The organism is Pseudomonas sp. HS6 (assembly GCF_023375815.1).
Lineage (GTDB): Bacteria > Pseudomonadota > Gammaproteobacteria > Pseudomonadales > Pseudomonadaceae > Aquipseudomonas.
The window spans coordinates 3,491,742-3,514,962 of sequence record NZ_CP067412.1; the positions used below are offsets into that span (position 1 = coordinate 3,491,742).

The following is a 23,221-nucleotide window of genomic DNA, read 5'->3' on the forward strand; positions in this document are numbered from 1 at the left end:
TGTAGCCTGCCGCTCAAAAACGGTCAGACAAGGAGTGAATGACACTTATGGACTTGCCGGCGCGGGGCACATGCGTGCCTGCCGTCACAGCAAGGGGCGCAATTGTAGAGAAGGGACAGAAGAGGTGCAAGGCAATTGGTGATTATTTGAACAGCCACCAAAACTTCGCTCTGCCGTAAAACGCTGCGGGAGCGCAGCCTGCTCGCGATAGGGCGAAACACTCAACAATGATGCTGAATGTAACTCCGCTTTCGCGAGCAAGCTCGCTCCCACATTTGGACTGCGTGAAGCTTAAGCCTTTTTGGCAGCCGCCTTGGCCTTGGCCCCGCGCTGGCGCTGGGCCTCGAACAGGCACACGCCCGTCGCAACCGACACGTTGAGACTGCTGACGCTACCGGCCATCGGCAGGTTCACCAGGTAGTCGCAATGTTCACGGGTCAGGCGACGCATGCCTTTGCCTTCGGCGCCCATGATCAGGATGGTCGGGCCGGTCAGGTCCTGGTCGTAGATGCTGACCTCGGCCTCACCCGCCGTGCCGACAACCCACAGCCCGCGCTGCTGAAGCTTTTCCAGGGTGCGAGCAAGGTTGGTCACGGCCACCAGCGGAATCACTTCCGCCGCGCCGCAAGCCACTTTACGCACGACGGGCGTCAAGGTGGCCGATTTGTCTTTCGGCACGATGACCGCCAGCGCACCAGCGGCATCTGCCGAACGCAGGCAGGCGCCGAGGTTGTGCGGATCGGTCACGCCGTCGAGCACCAGCAACAGAGGCGCGCCTTCAGTGCGATCGAGCAACTCGTCGAGCATCGCTTCGCCCCAGACCTGGCTCGGACTGACGTCCGCCACCACGCCCTGGTGCACGCCTTCGACCCAGGCATCCATTTCACGGCGCTCGGCCTGACCGATCTGAACCCGGTTTTCGTTGGCCAGCTCGATCAGCGTCTGCACCCGCGGATCGTTGCGGCTTTCAGCCAGCCAGATCTGCTTGACGCGTTTAGGGTGGTGACGCAGCAACGCTTCTACCGCGTGAACGCCGTAGATTTTTTCCAACTGACTCATGACTTCGCCTTCGGTTTACGTGCCCCGCCGCTTCTGGCTGGAGCGGAACCCGCTTTTGGCGGGCCCTTGCGGTGTTTGCTCGGTTTGGCTGGCTTGCCGCCGGAAGCCTTTTCAGGCGCCGACCGCCCGGTCTTTCCCCCGGACGCCGCTTTACCACCGTTCTTGGCGTCGGCCAGCAAGGCCTTCTTCATTTCACGGCTTTTGCGCAGTTCGGCGTTTTTCGCCACGGCATCGCTCGGGCGATAAGCCTCGGCCACCTTTTCTTTGGCCGGACGACGGCTGGCGGTTTTTGCCGGAGCCTTTTCGTCCACAACCTTGGCTGCTGGAGCAGCGGTTTCGGCGCCACGCTTCTTTCGGCCGATTGGCGCGCTGATGGTTTTCTCGGCCATCTCGAAGTCGATCTTGCGCTCGTCGAGATCGACCCGCATGACGCGCACTTCAACGGTATCGCCCAGACGGAAGCTGCGACCGGTGCGCTCGCCCGCCAGGCGGTGGTGCACAGGGTCGAAGTGGTAGTAGTCGCCCGGCAGTGCGGTGACGTGCACCAGACCTTCGACGTAGATATCGGTGAGTTCGACGAACAGACCGAAACCGGTCACGGCAGTGATCACGCCCGGGAACGACTCGCCCACGCGATCTTTCATGAACTCGCACTTGAGCCAGTTCACCACGTCGCGGGTCGCTTCGTCGGCACGGCGCTCGCTCATCGAGCATTGCTCGCCGAGTTGCTCCAGGGCCGCTTCGTCGTACGGATAGATGCGCGCCTTCGGAATGGTCATCGCGCCGGCACGGCGAACGTGCGGGGTGTCCTGTTTCGAATGGATCACGCTGCGGATCGCGCGATGCGTGAGCAGGTCCGGGTAACGGCGGATCGGCGAGGTGAAGTGGGTATAAGCTTCGTAATTCAGGCCGAAGTGGCCGTCGTTCTCGGCGCTGTACACCGCCTGGCTCAGGGAACGCAGCATCACGGTCTGGATCAGGTGGAAATCCGGACGGTCCTTGATGCTGGCCAACAGAGCCTGATAGTCCTTCGGCGACGGGCCGTCCTTGCCTTTGTGCAGGGACAGGCCAAGTTCGCCGAGGAACGCGCGCAGTTTTTCCAGACGCTCCGGTGGCGGACCGTCGTGGACACGGTACAACGCAGGAATTTCGTGCTTTTTCAGGAATTCGGCGGTGGCCACGTTGGCCGCCAGCATGCATTCCTCGATCAGCTTGTGCGCGTCGTTACGGGTGGTCGGGCGAATCTCGGCAATCTTGCGCTCGGAACCGAAGATGATCCGGGTTTCCTGCGTTTCGAAATCAATCGCGCCACGTACGTGACGGGCGGCCAGCAATACCTTGTACAACGCGTAGAGCTGTTTCAGGTGCGGCAAGACGTCGGTGTATTCACCGCGAAGCTTGCGCCCTTCGGTAGCCTTCGGCGTTTCCAGCATCGCGCTGACCTTGCTGTAGGTCAGACGGGCGTGGGAGTGGATCACCGCTTCATAGAAGCAGTAGTCGGTCATTTCGCCGGATTTGGAGATGGTCATCTCGCAGACCATGGCCAGACGATCGACGTGCGGGTTCAGCGAGCACAGGCCGTTGGACAGCTGCTCCGGCAGCATCGGCACCACGCGCTCGGGGAAGTACACCGAGTTGCCGCGCACCTGAGCTTCGTTGTCCAGGGCCGAACCGATCTTCACGTAGCTGGAAACATCGGCAATCGCCACGTACAACTTCCAGCCACCGGAGAACAGGCGCAGTTTGCCTGGCTTGGCTTCGCAGTAGACCGCGTCGTCAAAGTCGCGGGCATCTTCGCCGTCGATGGTGACGAACGGCAGATGGCGCAGGTCGACGCGCTTCTCTTTGTCTTTCTCTTCGACTTCAGGCTTGAGCTTGGCCGCTTCTTTCAGAACAGCTTCAGGCCAGACGTGCGGAATGTCGTAGGTGCGCAGGGCGACATCGATTTCCATGCCCGGCGCCATGTAGTTGCCGACGACTTCGACCACGTCACCTTGCGGCTGGAAGCGCGGAGTCGGCCAGTGGGTGATTTTCACCTCGACGAACTGACCGATCTGGGCGTTGGCATTGCGACCTGGCGTCACCAGCACTTCTTGTTGGATCTTCGGGTTGTCCGCGACAACGAAGCCGATACCGCCTTCTTCGAAATAGCGACCGACGATGGTTTCGTGGGCACGGGACACCACTTCGACGATCACACCTTCACGGCGACCGCGACGGTCCAGGCCGGAAACACGGGCCAGGGCACGGTCGCCATCGAACACCAGACGCATCTGTGCCGGGCTCATGAACAGGTCATCGGAACCGTCATCCGGCACCAGGAAGCCGAAGCCGTCGCGGTGACCGCTGATGCGACCGAGGATCAGGTCGAGCTTGTCCACCGGCGCATAAGTGCCGCGGCGGGTGTAGATCAGTTGAGCGTCGCGCTCCATGGCGCGCAGTCGGCGGCGCAGGGCTTCGACCTGGTCTTCAGTGGTCAGACCAAATTCTTCGACCAGTTGCTCGCGGGCAGCAGGCGAACCCCGATCAGCAAGGTGCTGAAGGATCAGTTCGCGGCTGGGAATAGGGTTTTCATATTTTTCCGCTTCACGAGCGGCCTCGGGATCGAGGGACTGCCAATCGGCCATTAGAGAGTTTTCACCTTGTCTATATGCGGGTTAGTTTGGCATAGGCGCCATCAAACGGGAAATTTCCGACTCTATAAGGCGCGTCTTGAGCCTTGTATCGACGTCTGAAAGGCGTTTTGAACACCGCTGGTAAAAAAAACCATTTTTTTTGCTGACAGGGGTTTACAGTTAAAAACACGCTCCGTATAGTGCGCGCCATCGACGACGTACACACGTTGCCGAGATGCCCAGATGGTGAAATTGGTAGACACGCCAGCTTCAGGTGCTGGTGACCTTACGGTCGTGGAAGTTCGAGTCTTCTTCTGGGCACCAATTTAGAGTTTGAGACTAGATCAGTTTCAAGACTCACACAAAAACCCGCGAAAGCGGGTTTTTTGCATTCTAAGCCGTCATTTTCTTAAAACTGATTTATTAAAATCAAATCAGGGGTTTACAGATCAAAAGACGCTCCGTATAGTGCGCCACATCAACAGCGGCAACGCTGAAGATGAAGCCCAGATGGTGAAATTGGTAGACACGCCAGCTTCAGGTGCTGGTGACCTTACGGTCGTGGAAGTTCGAGTCTTCTTCTGGGCACCAATTCAAATTCAAGGTTACGATCTTGAATCTCACAAAAACCCGCGAAAGCGGGTTTTTGCGTTTCCGGGGCCTGGAAAAGTCCGAGACACAGCGCCTACCAGACACACCTTCTCCCTCGCAAGGAGCATTTGAGAAACGATATCGTTTATCATTGTTGCAAGTTTTTGCAATGCGACAGTGAGGAACCCTGCGAATGATGTTTCGAAATACCCTGCGCCGCGGCTTGACCTTCACCCTGCTCGGCCTGGCACTCGCCCCCCCCCTCACCCAGGCTGCCGATGCGGTTTCCCTGACGCTCTACAACGGTCAACACAAGGAAGTCGGCGATGCGATCGCAAAAGCCTTCGAAGCCAAGACCGGCATTCACGTCAATGTACGCAAGGGCAGCAGCAACCAGCTCGCCAGCCAGATCATCGAAGAAGGCGACCGCTCCCCCGCCGACGTCATCTACACCGAAGAATCCCCACCGCTGAACAACCTCGGCGAACAAGGCCTGCTGGCCAAGGCCGACGATGCAACCCTGGCCGTTCTGCCAAAAGAATACGTCGCCGGCAACGGCACCTGGATCGGTGTCACCGCCCGGGTTCGCGTGGTGGCCTTCAACCCGAAACTGGTCGATGAAAAGGACCTGCCGAAATCGGTCCTGGATTTCGCTGATCCGCAGTGGCAAGGCAAGGTCGGTTTCGTACCTACCAGCGGCGCCTTCCAGGAACAGGCCGTGGCCATCATCAAAAAGCATGGTCGCGAAGCCGCCGAAGAATGGCTGACTGGCCTGCGCGCCTTCGGCAAGACCTACAGCAACAACATGGTCGCCCTCAAGGCTGTGGAAAACGGCGAAGTCGCCACCGTACTGGTGAACAACTACTACTGGTTCGCCCTGCAGCGAGAGAAAGGCAAGCTCGACTCCAAACTGCATTACTTCACCGGCGGCGACGTTGGTGGCTTGATTACTGTCTCCAGCGCAGCCGTGCTGAAATCCAGCAAACATCCAAAAGAAGCCCAGCAATTCCTCGCTTACATGGCCAGCGAAGAAGGCCAGCGCGTGATCACTCAGACCACCGCCGAATACCCGCTGCATAAAGGCATGGAATCGGATCGCGGCCTCAAGCCATTCAGCGAACTGGAAGCGCCGGACGTCACGCCCGCCGATCTGGGCAATGCCGAAGAGGCGCTGGACCTGGAACGCGAAGTTGGCCTGAACTGATGACCGCATCGTTATCCGCCCGCGCTACACGCGGGGGTTATGTGCCACGGCGCAAGCGGCCGTCGATCTGGCTGGTGCTGCCGGTGTTGCTGCTGGTGGTCATGAGCCTGTTGCCGCTGGCCTACGTCGGGCTCAAAGCCTGGCAGGCCGGCTGGGCCGAAGCGCTGCATTTGCTGTGGCGGCCGTATGTGTTCGGCCTGCTGCGCAACACGCTGGCGCTGATGGTCGGGGTAACCTTGACTTGCGGCGTGATCGGCCTGTCGCTGGCGTGGTTGCTGGAGCGCAGCAATCTGCCAGGCCGGCGCCTGTGGGGCGTGATTCTTTGCCTGCCGTTCGCGGTGCCGGCCTTCGTCAGCAGCTTCACTTGGGTGTCGCTCAGCGCGCAGTTCGAAGGGCTCGGCGGGGCCATCCTGGTGATGAGCCTGTCGAAATACCCGCTGATCTTCCTGCCGGTCGCAGCAACCTTGCGCAATCTCGATCCCTCTCTTGAAGAATCGGCTCGCACCCTGGGACAGAATCGCTGGGGCGTGTTTTTCCGCGTCACCCTGCCCCTGCTCTGGCCATCGTTGTTGGCCGGTTCACTGCTGATTGCATTGCACATGCTGGTGGAGTTCGGCGCACTGTCGATCATTGGCCTGCAAACCTTCACCACCGCGATCTATCAGCAATTCGAACTGGAATTCAGCAATGCCAATGCGGCGATGCTGTCGGCAGTGTTGCTGGCGCTGTGCCTGATGCTGTTGTGGCTGGAGCTGCGCGTGCGCGGCAAGGGCCGTCATGTGCGAACCGGCCAGGGCGCGGCGCGCCAGGCTGAACAAGTGCGACTGGGCCCTTGGGTGATTGCCGGCCAGCTGTACTGCCTCATGCTGGCGATTGTCGGCAGCGGAATTCCACTGGGCATGTTGGCTTACTGGCTCGCCGTGGGATCGTCAGCGGCATTCCCGGTTGCGGCGATCACTGAAGCCTTGTTGTCTTCATTGGCGCTGTCGCTGGGTGGCGCGGGATTGTGTCTGGTGCTGGCGGTACCGGTCGGGTTGCTGGTGGTACGCTACAAAGGCCAACTGGCGATCTGGGCCGAGCGCCTGCCCTATCTGCTCCACGCCCTGCCCGGGCTGGTGATCGCTCTGACCCTGGTGTATTTCGCCCTGCATTACGTGCCGGCGCTGTACCAGACCTCCGCGTTGTTGCTGATCGCCTATGCGCTACTGTTTCTACCACTGGCTCAAGCGCCGATCCGCACAGCGCTGAACAAGGCAGCACCACAACTGGAAGAGGCCGCCCGCACCCTGGGCGCGTCTTCGTTCACAGCGTTCTGTCGAGTGACCCTGCCGATCATCTTCCCGGCACTGGGCGCGGCGTTTGCGCTGGTGTTTCTGGATGCCATGAAGGAACTGACGGCGACGTTGCTGTTGAGTCCGACCGGGCTCAACACCTTGGCGACCGAGGTGTGGGCACACACCGCGAACGTCGAGTTTGCGGCGGCGGCGCCTTATGCGGCGTTGTTGATTGTGGTGTCGGGCTTGCCCGTCTACCTGCTGACGACCCGAATGTATTTGAGCCGATAAAAAATCGCAGCCGAGGCTGCGATTTTTTTGCCCGCAATATATCAAGCCCGGAACTGACCCAGACTGGCCTTGAGCTGCGCCGCCAACCCGTCCAGCACCTTGCCGCTGGCCGTGGTTTCGACCACCGCCTGAGCGGCTTTCTCGGCCTGGGCATGAATCGTTTCGACACGACCGCGCACAGCCTGCGCACCCTGCGCCTGATGCGCCGCGGCCTGAGTCGCCAGGCCAATCGCCGCATGCACCTGCTCGACCGACGCCTGCACCGATTGCTGCAACCGCGCACTGTCTCGCAGTACCAGCAACCCTTCGCTGGCCTGACGCCCGGCCTGACCGATCGCCTCGACCGCCTCGCGGGCGCCCTGCTGCAAGGCAACGATGTGCGCCTGAATGTCGCCGGTGGAGCTCTGGGTCTTGCTCGCCAGCGCCCGGACTTCATCCGCCACCACCGCGAACCCACGTCCGGTTTCACCGGCCCGAGCCGCTTCAATCGCAGCGTTGAGCGCCAGCAGGTTGGTCTGCTCGGCGATGCCGTGAATCACGGTCAGCACCACTTCGATCTGCTCGCTCTGCTGCGCCAGGCGCTCGATGACCTTCGCACCGGTATCGACCTGCCCCGCCAACGCCTCGATCAAGCTGCCGACCTTGGCCGACGTGCGGGTGTTCTCGTCGGTAGCCTGACGAATATCCACCACCTGCTTCAACGCGGCCTGCATCGCATGGCTTTCCGATTGCGCCTCATCAGCCATTTGCGACAGTGCCCGCAGACTTTCGGCGACTTCATCACGCTGCATTCCGGCCGCTGCATCGGCTCCGGCATTACGCAGGGTCATCGCGCCAATTTCCACACCGGTACGCTGAGCCACATCCCCGGCCTCGCGCACGATCGGTTGCAACTTATCCACAAAGCGGTTGACCGCCGAAGCCATGTCGCCGATCTCGTCCTTGCTGTTGATCTGCACACGCTTGGTCAGATCACCCTCACCTGCTGCCAGGTCGTCCATGGCGGCGTTGAGCATTTTCAGGCGATTGACCACACGATGGCCGAGCACCACGGCCAGCAGCAACAGCACGCCGGCACCGACTAGCGCCAGGCCCATGCCGATGCGCCAGCGCAGCGTGGCAGCGGCGTCCTGTACGGTACTGGTGGTGTTGGCTTTCATCTCGGCAGCCGTGGATTGCGCCGATTGCAGGCGCGCGCGCATGGCCGTGGCGCTGTCGGCGGCCGCGCCCTTGAGGCTGTCGCCGACCAGTTGATCGCTGCTGGCAATCAACGCCGAGAAGCGCTGATCGAGCGCCGCCAGATCGGTGTCCACCGAGGCCGTCGAGACGCCCATCAGCACCTTGCCGATTTCCACCCCGTTGGGGTTGATCGACGCTTCGAGGTAGTAGACCGAAGGATCATGCTTCGCCGCATCCAGCACTTTATCCAGCGCTCGCTCACCTTGGCCTTTTTCCAAAAGGGCCTTGTTGATCGGATTTTCGCGGTTGAGATAGCGGGTCAGATGCTGGCCGGTGGCGTCGTCGTAAACCACGAACAGCACGTTGGGATTGCGCTGGGCTCGGCGGGCGAATTCGGACAAGGTCGGCACGTCGCTGTCCCACATGGCGCGAGGCGCTACGGAGGCGAGCAACTGGGCCATGTCGTTGGCCGAGTCCTTCAGGTCTTTTTCAAGGGTCGCACGCAGTTGTGCCTGCTCGTCCTTCAGACGCGAGGACAGGCCGGCAGTCAGGCGCTGACGAGTATTGGTGGATAACGTATCGAGGCTCGACGTGACTTCACGCCCGGCCTGCTCCAGCTCACCGGACAGCTTCTGGCTGTCGACGCCCAGGCGAGCACCAAGGTCGGCTTCCAGCGCGGTGACGGTGCTCCGCGTCAGGGCGACGGCCACCAACACTTGCACCAAAAGGGCGATACCAAGGGTAACGAATACGGGCCGCAACAAACGGCTTTGTAACAGTGAGAGAACGGCCGACACTGTGAATCCCTCTACTTCTGACGCCATTAATTTGATGGCACTCTTGTAGACAGATTCACAGCAAAGGTCATGCCGTCCAACAGGCATAAACGACAAAGGCCCCGATGAAGGGGCCTTTGTGTTTTTACATCAACGACTTATCAAGCGAACGGATGACGCAGAACGATGGTTTCGTTGCGGTCCGGGCCCGTCGAAATAATGTCAATCGGCGCGCCGATCAACTCTTCAACGCGTTTGATGTAGGCACGAGCGTTGGCCGGCAGCTCTTCCAGGGTTTTGGCGCCCACGGTCGATTCGGTCCAGCCCGGCACTTCTTCGTACACAGGCTGCAGGCCTACGTAGCTGTCAGCATCGGTCGGGGCAACGGTGTTGCCTTGCGCATCTTTGTAGCCGACGCAGATGTTGATGGTTTCCAGGCCGTCGAGTACGTCCAGCTTGGTCAGGCAGATGCCCGAGATGCTGTTCACATCGATAGCGCGACGCAGGATAACGGCGTCGAACCAGCCGCAACGACGGGCACGGCCGGTAGTAGCACCGAACTCGTGACCTTGCTTGGCCAGGTGTGCGCCCACTTCGTCGAACAGCTCAGTCGGGAATGGACCCGAACCTACGCGAGTGGTGTAAGCCTTGGTGATGCCCAGGATGTAGTCCAGGAACATCGGGCCCACGCCCGAACCAGTCGCCACGCCACCGGCGGTGGTGTTGGAGCTGGTCACGTACGGGTAGGTACCGTGGTCGATGTCGAGCAACGAACCTTGGGCGCCTTCGAACATGATGTCTTTGCCGGCGCGACGCAGGTCGTGCAGCTCGGCAGTAACGTCCAGCATCAGCGGCTTGAGCAGCTCAGCGTATTCCTTGCACTCGGCCAGGGTTTTTTCGAACTCGATGGCCGGCTCTTTGTAGTAACCAACCAGCATGAAGTTGTGGTAATCCACCAGTTCACGCAGCTTGTCTTCGAAGCGAGGCATGTTGAGCAGATCGCCCACACGCAGGCCACGACGTGCAACCTTGTCTTCGTAAGCCGGGCCGATGCCGCGACCGGTCGTACCGATCTTCAGCTCGCCACGGGCCTTTTCACGGGCCTGGTCCAGCGCCACGTGGAAGGACAGGATCAGCGGGCAGGACGGGCTGATACGCAAGCGCTCGCGCACCGGTACGCCTTTCTCTTCCAGCTTGGTGATCTCGCGCAGCAGGGCGTCAGGTGCAACCACCACGCCGTTGCCGATCAGGCACTGCACACCTTCGCGCAGCACGCCCGACGGGATCAGGTGCAGGACGGTTTTTTCGCCGTCGATCACCAGTGTGTGGCCAGCGTTGTGGCCACCTTGGTAGCGCACTACGGCGGCAGCATGTTCGGTCAGCAGATCAACGATCTTGCCTTTGCCCTCATCACCCCATTGGGTGCCCAGGACTACGACATTCTTACCCATAACACTTGTCCTCATTCGCGCAAACTTGGTGCCGGCGTTGGCCGGCAGGAAAACTCAAGAAGCCAGTGGCGATACTTGCCAAAGCCCGTTCTGCTGGATCAATTGCCGGTCGCAGTCCGCATCACGGGCGGCGGCCAAAGGTTGTCCAGGCAACGCCTGAACGACACGCTGACCCTCACTGCGCAACTGGCAAACCTGCTGCCAGAGTGCCGCATCCGTACTGTCAGGCATCCAGATACCGCCAGACGGTAGCTCGATCTCAGCACGCCCCAGGGTCACCAGGGTTTTCAAATCGGTGGAAAAACCGGTTGCCGGACGGGCGCGACCGAAGTCGGCGCCGATGTCGTCGTAACGACCGCCCTGAGCGATGGACTGGCCAACACCCGGTACGAACACCGCGAACACCACACCGGTGTGGTAGTGGTAGCCGCGCAACTCGCCCAGATCGAAGTACAGCGGCAGCTCCGGGAAGCGCGCCGACAGACGCTCGGCGATCGCCAGCAAATCTTCCAGCGCAGCCAGTACGGGCGCCGGCGCATTGGCCAGACGCTCACGGGCGGCGCTCAATACTTCACGGCCGCCACACAGGTCGACCAGTGCACGCAGCATGCCAGACAGATCAGCCGGCAGGCCTTCGGTCAAGGTAATGACCTCGTCGATGGCCTTGCGTTGCAACGCATCAAACAGCTGCTGCTCGACTTCACCCGACAGACCGGCCGCCTGGGCCAGACCGCGGTAGATGCCGACATGCCCCAGGTCCATGTGCACGTCCGGCACATCCGCCAGTTGCAGCATGGCCAGCATCAGGCTGATGACTTCAACGTCGCTGCTCGGGCTCGCATCGCCGTACAACTCGGCGCCCAACTGGATCGGGCTGCGCGAGGACGACAAGGCACGCGGCTGGGCATGCAGCACGCTGCCGGCGTAGCACAGACGGCTCGGACCTTCGCGACGCAGGGTGTGCGCATCGATGCGCGCCACTTGCGGCGTGATGTCGGCACGGAAACCCATCTGCCGGCCCGATTGCGGGTCGATGACCTTGAAGGTACGCAGATCCAGGTCCTGGCCCGCGCCGGTCAGCAGGGATTCCAGGTACTCGATATGGGGAGTCACGACAAACTCGTAACCCCAGCTCTGGAACAGATCCAACACCTGACGACGCGCGACTTCAATGCGCGCCGCTTCCGGTGGCAGTACTTCTTCGATGCCATCTGGCAGCAGCCAGCGGTCTACCGTTGCCATTACGCCATTCCCCTTAGATCCGGGCGGCCAGCCCGAGGGCGAGCCTTGAGTGAAGCAGAAAATGACCGACCCGTTCAAAACGCACGCGCATGAACGACGCGGCGAAAGGCCTGTTACCGGCTTCGCCCATCACTTTCCTCGAAAAACTGTCGGGTCATTCAACCCGGTCTTCTGCAACAAAAACAGCAATCAAACGTGCAGACGCAAAAAAGCCGGGAATTTCCCGGCTGCCGCATCATACACACGTTTTCCCAAAGGATCACCCCGCCCGAGGTTTTAGCCGCCGGGCGGAATGATTCAGGTCAACGTCGTATCAAGGCTTGGACTTTTCCAGGTAACGGAAGAAGTCGCTGCTTGGGTCGAGGACCAGGACGTCGGATTTGTTCGCGAAGCTTTCACGGTAGGCACGCAGGCTACGGTAGAAACCGTAGAATTCCTGATCCTGCCCGTAGGCCTTGGAGTAGATCGCAGCGGCCTGGGCGTCACCGTCACCGCGAATCTCTTCGGATTCACGATAGGCTTCAGCCAGCAGCACGCGGCGTTGACGATCGGCGTCGGCACGGATGCCTTCGGCCAGCTCGTTACCCTTGGCGCGGTGCTCGCGGGCTTCACGCTCACGCTCGGTGCTCATACGTTCAAACACGCTGCGGTTCACTTCTTTCGGCAGGTCGATGGCCTTGACCCGGACATCGACTACTTCGATACCCAGCTCTTTTTCCGCCATCTTGTTCAGCGACGCCGTGATATCAGCCATCAGCGCATCGCGCTCACCGGACACCACTTCGTGCAGGGTACGTTTACCGAACTGGTCACGCAGGCCCGATTCCAGACGACGGGACAGACGCTCGTCGGCGATCTGCTTGAGGCCGGAAGTCGCGGTGTAGAAGCGCTCGGCATCTTTCACGCGCCACTTGGCGTAGGCATCGACCATCACGGCCTTCTTTTCCAGCGTCAGGAAGCGTTGTGTCGGTGCATCCAGCGTCATCAGACGTGCGTCGAATTTACGCACCTGGTTAACGTAAGGCACTTTCACGTGCAGACCCGGCTGAACATCAGCCTGAACCACGCGACCGAACTGCAGCAACACCGCACGCTCGGTCTGAGCCACGATGTAGAAGCAGTTCCAGCCAACCAGTACCACGACAACGCCAACGATCAGGGCGATCAGCGATTTATTGCTCATCAGCGGGTCTCCCTTGTACGCGACTGCGGCAGGTCAGTGACATGCGGCGTGACGTCCGTGTTGTTGCTGGCGGCAGCCGAACCGGTGACCGGTGCATTGCTGCCTGAACTGTTCTGAATCATTTTGTCCAGCGGCAGGTAAAGCAGGTTGCTCTGGCCGTTCTTGTTGCCGGTCACGAGCACCTTGCTGGTGCTGCTGAAGACTTCCTGCATGGTGTCCAGGTACAGACGCTGACGAGTGACCTCGGGCGCCTTGCGATACTCGGCAACCAGCTTGGTGAAGCGATCTGCCTCACCCTTGGCGCGGGAGACCGTTTCATCACGGTAACCGTTGGCATCTTCCAGAATGCGCTGGGCCTGACCACGGGCTTCCGGCACCACGCCGTTGGCGTAGGTTTCAGCCTGGTTGCGCGAACGCTGCTCGTCTTCACGGGCACGGATCACGTCATCGAAGGCTTCCTGCACTTCACGCGGTGCGGCTGCGCTCTGTACGTTGACCTGAGTGACGGTGATACCGGTGCGATAGGTATCGAGGAAGCGTTGCAGACGCTCCTTGATCTCGCTGGCCATCAACTCACGACCTTCGGTCAGCACCTGGTCCATCGCGGTGGAACCCACCACATGGCGCAACGCACTGTCGGTCGCATGTTGCAGGCTGATTTCCGGCTGGTCGACGTTCAGCACGAAGTCTTGCAGGTTGCTGATCTTGTACTGCACGGTCAGCGGCACTTCGACGATGTTCTCGTCTTCGGTCAGCATCTGGCCCTGCTTGGTATAGGCACGCTCACGCGTGACGTTTTCCATGTACTTCTTGTCGATCGGCGGGAAGTAGATGTTCAGGCCCGGTCCGACGGTCTCGTAGTACTTGCCGAAGCGCAGCACCACGGCTTGCTCCTGCTCGTCCACCACGTACACCGCGCTGTACAGCCACACGGCCGCCAGCACGACAAGGCCGATGCCGAGCAGGCCGCCGAAGCCGCCACTCTTGCCCGAACCACCGCCATCGTCACCGCGTTTCTTACCACCACCGAACAACCCGTTCAGGCTTTCCTGCAGCTTTCGGAAGGCCTCGTCGAGATCTGGTGGTCCCTTGCGGTCGCCGTTATTACGACGCTTGCCACCCCAAGGATCCTGATTGTTCGAGTTGCCACCCGGCTCATTCCAAGCCATAGCGCTCTCCATCTGATAAAGCAAAGACGCACCCACGGCGCGCCGACCAATGCTACAGAATGCCTGCCGTTGCGGCACAACCGCTTTTTCAGGCTTTTATTGCAAAGTGTGTTGCTCGATGAACTCCGTCGGCACAACGCCTTCACGACTGACCAGTCGATTGAGCTCCGAGCGCGGCAATCGAACGGCCAGCAAGCTGACACCTTCTTCGTCGTATTCTTCTTTCTGTACCGCGCCCAGCTCGAAGAACTGTGCACGCAGACGCGCAAACCGCTGGGGCAAACGCAAGGTTCCGACAAACAAATCACTGCCCAGCAATTCGGCAATGGCTTGCTCAAGCAACTCCAGGCCACTGCCATCACGTGCCGACAGCCAGACCCGTTGAGGCCTGCCGTTTTCGTCACGCTGGATTTGTGGCTCAACGCCTTCAAGCAAATCGAGTTTGTTATAGACCTCGAGGATCGGCAAGTCCTGGGCACCAATCTCGCCCAGCACCACCATCACCTGCTCGATCTGCAACATGCGATCCGGTTCGGCCGCATCGATCACGTGCAACAGCAGGTCGGAATTGCTCGACTCTTCGAGCGTAGACCGAAATGCCTCGACCAGCTTGTGCGGCAAATGACGAATGAAACCCACAGTGTCGGCCAGGACAATCGGCCCCAGGTCGTCCAGTTCCAGACGGCGCAGGGTCGGGTCCAGCGTGGCGAACAACTGGTCCGCCGCGTACACGTCGGATTTCGTCACGTTATTGAAGAGCGTGGATTTGCCGGCGTTGGTATAGCCCACCAGAGACACGGTAGGGATATCCGCACGTGAACGGCCGCGACGCGACTGTTCGCGCTGGCTGCGCACTTTTTCCAGCCGTCCCTTGATCTGGCGCAGGCGAACCCGCAGCAGTCGTCGGTCGGTTTCGAGCTGGGTTTCACCCGGGCCACGCATGCCGATACCGCCACCCTGACGCTCAAGGTGAGTCCAGCCGCGAACCAGCCGGGTGCTCATGTGGTCAAGCTGAGCCAGTTCTACCTGGAGCTTGCCTTCATGGGTACGGGCGCGCTGGGCGAAAATATCGAGAATCAGACCGGTACGGTCGATCACGCGACACTCGAAAACACGTTCGAGGTTACGTTCCTGACTGGGCGTGAGGACGTGATTGAAGATCACCAGATCGGCTTCTTCGGCGTGAACCAGGTCGCGCAACTCCTCGACCTTGCCGCTGCCAATCAGGAATTTGGCCGTTGGCCGATGACGCGGCACGTTAAAAAACGCAACGGTCTCGGCGCCGGCCGAATTTGCCAACTCCTGAAACTCCTGCGGATCTTCGCGCGCCTCAGGGTCCTGTCCATCCAAGTGAACGAGGATGACTCGCTCACCACCACCGTGGCGCTCAAAGAACAAAGGAGACTCCTATCAGGCGTTACCTGGCTCAGCGTCACCTGCTTCGGATTCGGTTGCGCTTGGCAGACGAATTGGACGAACCGGCACGACTGTAGAGATAGCGTGTTTGTAAACCATCTGGCTGACGGTGTTCTTCAGCAGGATAACGAACTGGTCGAACGACTCGATCGTACCTTGCAGTTTGATACCGTTGACCAGGTAGATGGAAACCCCAACTTTCTCTTTACGTAAAGTATTCAAGTAAGGGTCTTGTAGCGAATGCCCTTTTGACATGTGCCGCACTCCTTTAAGGATTCAATATAAAAAATAGGTAATCAGATGGCTTTTGCCGCCACACCCCCAAGGATAGACGGCAATTGCAAGGACTCAGCTCAATATGGAGATGGTCCCAAGGTATTTCAAGGCGCGTGGCAGATTGTCGCAATCCAGACTGTCGAGCCAGTGTAAATCGTCCCAGCTGCGCAGCCAGGTAAACTGGCGTTTGGCCAATTGGCGCGTGGCAATGATGCCCCGCTCCTGCATTTCGGCCGACGTCAGCTTGCCATCCAGGTAATCCCAGACTTGGCGATAGCCTACCGCACGTATAGACGGCAACCCGGCATGCAGGTCACTTCTATTACGCAGGGCTACGACCTCGTCAATGAACCCCTGTTCCAGCATATTTGTGAATCTTTGTTTAATGCGGTCGTGCAGTACCTGACGATTTGCCGGAGCAATGGCCAAGTTCGCGACAGTATAGGGCAATTGTTGCAGTCCCGATGCCGCAGCTTGGGTACTTTGTTCAGATTGTTTCAGCCGCAGTTCAGTCATGCTCTGACCGCTGACCCGATAGACTTCCAGCGCACGACTCAGGCGCTGCGGATCGTTCGGATGAATACGCGCCGCTGACTCCGGATCGATGGCCGCCAGTTGATCGTGCAGAGCTTGCCAGCCAAGGCGTGCAGCCTCTTCCTCGATCTGCGCGCGAATCTCGGGATCCGCCGCCGGCATATCCGCCAGACCTTCGACCAAAGCCTTGTAATAAAGCATCGTGCCACCAACCAGCAGCGGGATTTTTCCCCGTTCGGTGATTTCGGCCATCGCCTGCAACGCATCGCGGCGAAAATCGGCTGCCGAATAGCTCTCGGCCGGATCAAGGATGTCGATCAGCCGATGAGGATACTCAGCCAACAGTTCTTTGGACGGCTTGGCCGTGCCAATGTCCATGCCGCGGTAGACCAGCGCCGAGTCGACGCTGATCAACTCGCACGGCAGCACCTTGGTCAGCTCGATGGCCAGGTCGGTCTTGCCCGCAGCGGTCGGGCCCATCAGGAAAATCGCTGGAGGAAGCTGGTTCATCAACGACCGCGCAGGAACAGTTTGTCCAGATCGTCCAGGCCCAATTGGGTCCAGGTCGGTCGGCCATGGTTGCATTGACCGCTGCGCTCGGTGTTTTCCATGTCGCGCAGCAGGCCGTTCATTTCCGGCAAGGCCAGGCGGCGGTTGGCGCGGATCGCGCCGTGACAGGCCATAGTGCCGAGCAGTTCATTCAAATGTGCCTGGATCCGGTCGCTGGTGCCGTACTCCATCAGGTCAGACAATACGTCGCCCACCAGACGGTTGGCTTCGGCCTGTTTGAGCAGGGCCGGAATCTGCCGGATCGCCAGGGTTTCCGGGCCCAGACGCTGCAATTCGAACCCGAGACGCTGGAACCACGCCGCATGCTCTTCGGCGCAATCGGCCTCACGCTGACTGACTGCCAGCGATTCCGGCACCAACAACGGCTGGCCGCTCAGGCCTTCGCTGGCCATGGCGATCTTCAGGCGTTCGTACATGATCCGCTCGTGAGCGGCGTGCATGTCCACCAAAACCAGGCCTTGGGCGTTCTCGGACAGAATATAAATGCCCTTGAGCTGCGCCAGCGCGTAACCCAGCGGTGGAATATCTTCCTGACCGGCCGGCAGCGCGTTGGCATTCGCCTCGGGCAGCGGCGCGAAAAACTCGCGGTACGCGGCCTGAGCCTCGGCGGCCGGCGGCACCGCTGATTGCGGACGCGGCGTGTATTGATACTGATAAGTGCCGCCAGTGCTCGCGCCCGGCGAGGTATTGAACGTCGGTTGTGCCTGCGGCGGCTCCAGCAGCGCATTGGCGGCCAGACGCATTTCGCCCTGCGGACCGAATTCGCCCGCTTCGAGGCCGGTTGGCCGCACGATCGCGGTGGTGACCGAACCGGCCAACTGGTCTTCCGGCCGCACATCGCCCAGAGCGCGATGCAAGGTGCCATAGAGGAAGTCATGCACCATGCGTCCGTCACGGAAGCGCACTTCGTGTTTGGTCGGGTGCACGTTGACGTCGACCGCTGCCGGATCGACCTCGAAAAACAGCGCGAACGTCGGATGCCGGCCGTTGAACAGCACGTCTCGATAAGCCTGACGCACCGCGTGGGCCACCAGTTTGTCGCGCACCGCACGGCCGTTGACGAAGAAATACTGCAAGTCCGCCTGACTGCGGTTGAACGTCGGCAGACCGACCCAACCCCACAGATGCAGGCCGTTGCGCTCGATCTCGATCGGCAACGCCTGCTCGAGGAAACCCGAACCGCAGATCGCCGCCACACGCCGGGCGCGAGCCGCGTCATCGTGAGCCTCGTGCAGGCTGAGGATGGTCTTGCCGTTGTGGCGCAGATGGAACGCCACGTCGAAACGCGCCAGCGCCAGGCGCTTGATCACTTCTTGCAGGTGATCGAATTCGGTCTTTTCGGTCTTGAGGAATTTGCGCCGCGCCGGGGTGTTGAAAAACAGGTCACGGACTTCCACCGAGGTGCCGACCGGGTGCGCCGCTGGCTGCACGCGAGGCGCCATGTCACGACCTTCGGTCTCGACCTGCCAGGCCTGATCGGCATCGCGGGTACGCGACGTCAGGGTCAGGCGCGCCACGGAGCTGATCGACGCCAGTGCCTCGCCCCGGAAGCCCAGGCTCATCACCTGCTCGAGGTCTTCAAGGTTGCGGATCTTGCTGGTGGCGTGACGGGCCAGCGCCAGCGGCAGGTCATCGGCGGAAATGCCGCTGCCGTCGTCGCGCACCCGCAGCAGCTTGACGCCGCCCTGCTCGACATCGACGTCGATGCGTTTGGCGCCGGAGTCGAGGCTGTTTTCCAGCAATTCCTTGATCACCGAGGCCGGGCGCTCAACCACCTCGCCGGCGGCGATCTGGTTCGCCAGCCGTGGGCTGAGCAGTTCGATGCGGGCAGCGTTCAACACCTGATTCATTCTTTGGACGCCAGTTCGGTGCCGGGAATGGTCAGGTGCTGACCAATCTTCAGCTCATCGCTGCTGAGGTTGTTGGCACTGCGCAACGTGGCCGGCGACACCTGATAACGTACGGCAATCATCGCCAGGGTCTCGCCCGGGCTGACGCGGTGATCACGTGGCCCCTGGGCGATCTTGCCCGAATCACGCAGCCAGGCAATGTAAGTGCCCGGTGGCGGGTTCTGCTGGAAGAACTGACGCACGCCGCTGCTGATCGAACGCGCCAGCGCCTGCTGGTGGCTCGAGGCCGAGAGCTTGTTCGCTTCGTTGGCGTTGGAGATGAAGCCGGTTTCTACCAGGATCGACGGAATATCGGGCGACTTCAGCACCATGAACCCGGCCTGCTCCACACGCTGTTTGTGCAACGGCGTGACACGGCCGATGTTGGTCAGGACTTTCTGGCCGACGTTGAGGCTGGAGGTCAGAGAGGCGGTCATCGACAAGTCGAGCAGAACGCCGGCGAGCATCCGGTCCTTGTCGTCGAGGCTGACGTTGCCGGCACCGCCGATCAAGTCAGAACGGTTTTCGCTGTCGGCCAGCCAACGGGCGGTTTCCGAGGTGGCGCCACGGTCAGACAATGCAAACACCGAAGCCCCGAAGGCCGCCGCAGACGGCGCGGCGTCGGCGTGGATCGAGACGAACAGATCGGCGCCCTTTTTGCGAGCGATCTCGGTACGGCCACGCAGCGGGATGAAGTAGTCGCCGGTACGGGTCAGTTCGGCGCGGAAGCCTTTCATGCCGTTGACCTGACGCTGCAACTCACGGGCGATCTGCAGCACCACGTCTTTCTCGCGCTGACCGCGCGAACCGGACGCACCCGGGTCTTCGCCGCCGTGGCCGGCATCGATCACCACAATGATGTCGCGCTTGCCGGCCGGGGCCGGCGGCAGTTTGATCGCAGGTTCTGTCGGGGTAACCGGCACGGCCGGAACGGTCGCGACCGTCGGCGTCGGCGCAGGTGTTGGCGGCGGCGCGGCATCGGCCGCGTTATCGAACAGATCGACCACCAGACGGTTGCCATACTGTGCGTTCGGCGCCAGCGAGAAGCTTTTCGGGGTGACGGCTTTTTTCAGGTCGATGACCACCCGCAGGTCGGTCGGCGTACGCTGGGCCGAGCGCATCGCAGTGATCGGCGTATTGGCGGTGGAGACTTTCAAAGGCGCGCCGAGGGTAGCGCCATTGATGTCGATCACTAGTCGATCCGGTGCCGTGAGGGTGAAAACGCTGTGTTGCACCGGACCGGTCAGGTCGAACACCAGACGCGTGTTGTCCGGCGCCCGCCAGAGGCGCACGCTGTTGACCTTCGTCTCGGCCACAGCGTTGACGGTTACTGCCATCAACATCAGTCCAGCGGCAGCCACCAACGCGCGAAAGCGCATACCTAACCCCATCATTTAATTGGTTTCCAATGCCAAAGCGGCACACCAGGCCTCGCCACGCGAGCCCTGGGACAAAATAGTCAGCGAACGCCCGCTGTCTTGCGGGCTAATGGTAATGGTCAGGTCAGGCTTTGGCAAAAAGCCTGCACCTTTATCGGGCCACTCGATCAGGCACAGGGCGTCGTCTTCGAAATAGTCGCGAATGCCCAGAAACTCCAGTTCTTCCGGATCGACCAGGCGATACAGATCAAAGTGGAAGGCGCGGATGTCACCGATCTCGTAGGGCTCGACCAGCGTGAAGGTCGGACTTTTCACTGCGCCAACGTGCCCCAGCCCGCGAATGATCCCCCGCGACAGCGTAGTTTTACCCATCCCGAGGTTACCTTCGAGAAAGATCAGGCCATGCCCCCCGGTCACGCGGGCGATCCGTGCGCCAAAGTCGCTCATCGCCTGTTCATCGGCCAGGTACAGGGTTACTTCAGACACGGTGCATGCTCCTCCAACAACTGACGAATGGCTGGAATCAGATCACTGGCCGCCAGCCCACGGCCGAATTTACCTTGTTGCGCCCCGGCATTGGCGTGCAGCCAGACCGCCAGGCAAGCCGCGTCGAACGCATTCATGCCCTGAGCCAGCAACGCACCGACCAGACCGGCCAGCACATCACCGAGGCCCGCAGTGGCCATGGCCGGATGGCCCTGGTGACACAACGCCAGACGCCCGTCGGGATGAGCGATCAGGCTGCCCGCGCCCTTGAGCACCACTACCGCTGTATATTTTTTGCTCAACGCCAGCGCCGCCGCCGGACGATCGGCCTGCACCTCGGCGGTGCTGATCTTCAGCAAACGCGCCGCCTCCCCCGGATGCGGTGTGATCACGCAATTCTTGGGCAGAGTGACGAAACCGGAGGCCAACAGATTCAACGCATCGGCATCCCATACTTGCGGCAGCGGCGCATTGGCGGCGGCCGACAGCAGCGCCCTGCCCCAACTCGCCTGTCCAAGCCCCGGGCCGACCACCAATACGGACACCTTTCCCAGCAGCCCCATCAGTTGATTGGCCGACGAAGTGCCCAACGCCATGGCTTCCGGAACCCGGCTCAATGCCGCCGGGACATGTTCTGGCCGAGTCGCCAGCGAAACCATCCCGGCTCCGCTGCGCAACGCGCTTTCAGTGCTGAGCAGAATCGCCCCGCCAAAGCCGTGATCGCCACCGATCAGCAGGACATGGCCGAAACGCCCTTTGTGCGCAGCCAATGCCCGGGCAGGCAGTCGCGGCAGATTACCGACGTTGAGCCGGCAGGCGGCGACAGCAATGTCACTGTAGGTTTCGGCAGGCGCTTGCAGATCGTTAAACAGCAGTTCACCGACGTGATCCGCCGCGTCCCCGGTCAACAGGCCGAGCTTCAGCCCGATGAAGGTCACGGTCAGGTCAGCGCACACCGCCCTGCCCAGCACATGGCCGGTATCGGCACACAAACCGGAAGGGACATCGACCGCCACCACCGGCAGACTGCTGGCATTGATGGCTGCGATGGCAGATGCATACGGCTCACGCACTTCACCGCTCAAACCGGTGCCAAGCAGCGCGTCGACAAGAATTCCGTGCAACTCACTGGAAGCAGTCCACGCAGCAATCGCAACGCCTTCGGCCACCGCTTCGGCATGTGCCAAAGCCGCATCGCCCAGCAAGCGTTGCGGGTCGACGACGGCCAGCACCTGCACCGCCCAACCCGCACGGTGGGCCATTGCAGCGATCAGATAACCATCGCCGGCGTTGTTGCCGTGCCCGGCCAACACCGTCAATTCATTCGCAGAAGGCCATTGGCGCACCAGTTCGCGCCATGTCGCATGGGCGGCTCGCTGCATCAATTCGAAGCCCGGCGTGCCGGCAGCAATCAGCCGTGCGTCAAGCGCCCGCACCTGCGCGGCGCGGTACAGCGCGTCGGGTAATTGATCTTTAGTGTGCGGCATGCGTCTTCGGGCTCCGATGTCTGGCAGAATTATACGCACCTCAGCTCCGGTTTCTCTCGCCTCATGTCCGCCATCACCACAGATCTTCCCGCCCTCGCCCAATCCATCAAGGACTGGGGCCGCGAACTGGGCTTCCAGCAAGTCGGCATCAGCGGTCTGGACCTGGCCGAGCATGAGCAGCATCTGCAACGCTGGCTCGAGGCCGGCTACCACGGCGAAATGGATTACATGGGCGCCCACGGCAGCAAACGCTCGCACCCCGAAGAGCTGGTGCCGGGCACCTTGCGTGTGGTGTCCCTGCGCATGGACTACCTGCCGGGCGACACGCAAATGGCGCAATTGCTGGCCAAGCCGGAAAAGGCCTACATCTCGCGTTATGCCTTGGGCCGCGATTATCACAAATTGATCCGTAAACGCGTGCAACAACTGGCGGACAAGATTCAATCCGAGATCGGCCCGTTTGGTTTCCGAGCCTTCGTCGACAGCGCGCCGGTGCTGGAAAAAGCCATCGCCGAACAGGCAGGCCTGGGCTGGATCGGCAAAAATACTCTGGTCCTCAATCGCAAGGCCGGCAGTTATTTTTTTCTCAGCGAACTGTTCGTCGACCTGCCCCTGCCGGTGGACGAACCCCACAGCACCGAGCATTGCGGACGCTGCACCGCGTGCCTCGACATCTGCCCGACCAACGCCTTCGTCGGCCCATATGTGCTGGACGCGCGACGCTGCATTTCCTACCTGACCATCGAACTGAAGAGCGCCATCCCCGAAGACCTGCGACCGCTGATCGGCAATCGGGTGTTCGGCTGCGACGATTGCCAGATCTGCTGCCCGTGGAACCGCTTCGCCCGCCCGTCCGGCGAAAGCGATTTCAAGCCACGGCACAACCTCGACAACGCCGAACTGGCGGAGCTGTTTCTGTGGGATGAAGAGAAGTTTTTGAGCAGCACTGAAGGATCGCCATTGCGGCGTGCCGGGTATGAGCGCTGGTTAAGGAATCTGGCGGTGGGGCTGGGCAATGCGCCTTCAACGATTCCGGTGCTGGAAGCGTTGAAGGCGCGACGGGATTATCCGTCAGAGCTGGTCAGGGAGCATGTGGAGTGGGCGCTGAGCCAACATTCGGCACGCGACGCTTGACGCGGTTGTAATCCAC

The 23,221-nt window shown here is 60.9% G+C and carries 17 protein-coding genes and 2 tRNA genes; 5 read left to right on the forward strand and 14 right to left on the reverse strand.

Annotation, left to right across the window (positions count from 1 at the left end):
• Positions 1 to 291: 291 nt before the first annotated feature.
• Together rlmB and rnr are read right to left on the reverse strand one after the other, a co-directional pair.
• Positions 292 to 1,059 carry a 23S rRNA (guanosine(2251)-2'-O)-methyltransferase RlmB gene (gene rlmB / locus JJN09_RS15815; protein ID WP_007967448.1) on the reverse strand — a complete coding sequence of 256 codons (768 nt, stop codon included), beginning with the start codon at positions 1,057 to 1,059 and terminating at the stop codon, positions 292 to 294.
• Positions 1,056 to 3,686 (reverse strand): ribonuclease R, encoded by a 2,631-nt coding sequence (gene rnr / locus JJN09_RS15820; RefSeq protein ID WP_249482571.1) that lies wholly within the window; start codon positions 3,684 to 3,686, stop codon positions 1,056 to 1,058. Before rnr ends, rlmB begins: the two co-directional genes overlap by 4 nt.
• A gap of 225 nt (positions 3,687 to 3,911) precedes the next feature.
• Here rnr and JJN09_RS15825 point away from each other — a divergent pair.
• The 4 genes from JJN09_RS15825 to JJN09_RS15840 all read left to right on the forward strand — a co-directional run bounded on the left by JJN09_RS15825 (position 3,912) and on the right by JJN09_RS15840 (position 7,034).
• Positions 3,912 to 3,998, forward strand: a tRNA-Leu gene (locus JJN09_RS15825).
• A gap of 180 nt (positions 3,999 to 4,178) precedes the next feature.
• Positions 4,179 to 4,265 (forward strand) — tRNA-Leu (locus JJN09_RS15830).
• A gap of 193 nt (positions 4,266 to 4,458) precedes the next feature.
• Positions 4,459 to 5,469 (forward strand): iron ABC transporter substrate-binding protein, encoded by a 1,011-nt coding sequence (locus tag JJN09_RS15835; RefSeq protein WP_249482572.1) that lies wholly within the window; start codon positions 4,459 to 4,461, stop codon positions 5,467 to 5,469.
• Entirely contained in the window at positions 5,469 to 7,034 is a 1,566-nt protein-coding gene (locus JJN09_RS15840) for an iron ABC transporter permease (RefSeq protein WP_249482573.1), read from the forward strand. The genes JJN09_RS15835 and JJN09_RS15840 overlap by 1 nt, the downstream gene beginning before the upstream one ends.
• Positions 7,035 to 7,075: 41 nt before the next feature.
• On the opposite strand, the gene JJN09_RS15845 is transcribed toward JJN09_RS15840, so the two are convergent.
• The 12 genes from JJN09_RS15845 to JJN09_RS15900 form a co-directional block, all read right to left on the reverse strand.
• A complete protein-coding gene (locus tag JJN09_RS15845; protein ID WP_249482574.1) occupies positions 7,076 to 9,010 on the reverse strand; it encodes a methyl-accepting chemotaxis protein in 1,935 nt (644 codons plus the stop codon).
• A 140-nt stretch (positions 9,011 to 9,150) separates the two neighbouring features.
• Positions 9,151 to 10,440 carry an adenylosuccinate synthase gene (locus JJN09_RS15850; RefSeq protein WP_201235777.1) on the reverse strand — a complete coding sequence of 430 codons (1,290 nt, stop codon included), beginning with the start codon at positions 10,438 to 10,440 and terminating at the stop codon, positions 9,151 to 9,153.
• Positions 10,441 to 10,494: 54 nt separating this feature from the next.
• Positions 10,495 to 11,682, reverse strand: coding sequence for an ATP phosphoribosyltransferase regulatory subunit (locus JJN09_RS15855; protein ID WP_085746509.1), 1,188 nt, complete (start codon positions 11,680 to 11,682; stop codon positions 10,495 to 10,497).
• Positions 11,683 to 11,995: 313 nt separating this feature from the next.
• Positions 11,996 to 12,865, reverse strand: a complete 870-nt coding sequence (gene hflC / locus JJN09_RS15860; RefSeq protein ID WP_007950723.1) for a protease modulator HflC — start codon at positions 12,863 to 12,865, stop codon at positions 11,996 to 11,998.
• On the reverse strand, positions 12,865 to 14,034 hold the full coding sequence (gene hflK, locus JJN09_RS15865) for an FtsH protease activity modulator HflK (protein ID WP_085685164.1): 1,170 nt from the start codon (positions 14,032 to 14,034) through the stop codon (positions 12,865 to 12,867). The genes hflC and hflK overlap by 1 nt, the downstream gene beginning before the upstream one ends.
• 96 nt (positions 14,035 to 14,130) lie before the next feature.
• Positions 14,131 to 15,432 carry a ribosome rescue GTPase HflX gene (hflX, locus tag JJN09_RS15870; RefSeq protein ID WP_249482575.1) on the reverse strand — a complete coding sequence of 434 codons (1,302 nt, stop codon included), beginning with the start codon at positions 15,430 to 15,432 and terminating at the stop codon, positions 14,131 to 14,133.
• Positions 15,433 to 15,444: 12 nt separating this feature from the next.
• Complete coding sequence (gene hfq, locus JJN09_RS15875) at positions 15,445 to 15,705, reverse strand: RNA chaperone Hfq (RefSeq protein WP_007902656.1); 261 nt, start codon at positions 15,703 to 15,705, stop codon at positions 15,445 to 15,447.
• 93 nt (positions 15,706 to 15,798) lie between these two features.
• A complete protein-coding gene (gene miaA, locus JJN09_RS15880) occupies positions 15,799 to 16,770 on the reverse strand; it encodes a tRNA (adenosine(37)-N6)-dimethylallyltransferase MiaA (protein ID WP_249482576.1) in 972 nt (323 codons plus the stop codon).
• Entirely contained in the window at positions 16,770 to 18,671 is a 1,902-nt protein-coding gene (mutL, locus tag JJN09_RS15885; protein WP_249490815.1) for a DNA mismatch repair endonuclease MutL, read from the reverse strand. The genes miaA and mutL overlap by 1 nt, the downstream gene beginning before the upstream one ends.
• Before the next feature lie 5 nt (positions 18,672 to 18,676).
• Complete coding sequence (locus tag JJN09_RS15890) at positions 18,677 to 20,113, reverse strand: N-acetylmuramoyl-L-alanine amidase (RefSeq protein ID WP_302851888.1); 1,437 nt, start codon at positions 20,111 to 20,113, stop codon at positions 18,677 to 18,679.
• Positions 20,114 to 20,584 (reverse strand): tRNA (adenosine(37)-N6)-threonylcarbamoyltransferase complex ATPase subunit type 1 TsaE, encoded by a 471-nt coding sequence (tsaE, locus tag JJN09_RS15895; RefSeq protein ID WP_096819821.1) that lies wholly within the window; start codon positions 20,582 to 20,584, stop codon positions 20,114 to 20,116. It abuts the gene before it with no gap.
• Entirely contained in the window at positions 20,572 to 22,071 is a 1,500-nt protein-coding gene (locus JJN09_RS15900) for an NAD(P)H-hydrate dehydratase (protein ID WP_249482577.1), read from the reverse strand. Before JJN09_RS15900 ends, tsaE begins: the two co-directional genes overlap by 13 nt.
• Positions 22,072 to 22,134: 63 nt before the next feature.
• Between JJN09_RS15900 and queG the strand changes: the two genes are divergently transcribed.
• Complete coding sequence (gene queG, locus JJN09_RS15905) at positions 22,135 to 23,205, forward strand: tRNA epoxyqueuosine(34) reductase QueG (RefSeq protein WP_249482578.1); 1,071 nt, start codon at positions 22,135 to 22,137, stop codon at positions 23,203 to 23,205.
• The last annotated feature ends 16 nt before the right edge of the window (positions 23,206 to 23,221 follow it).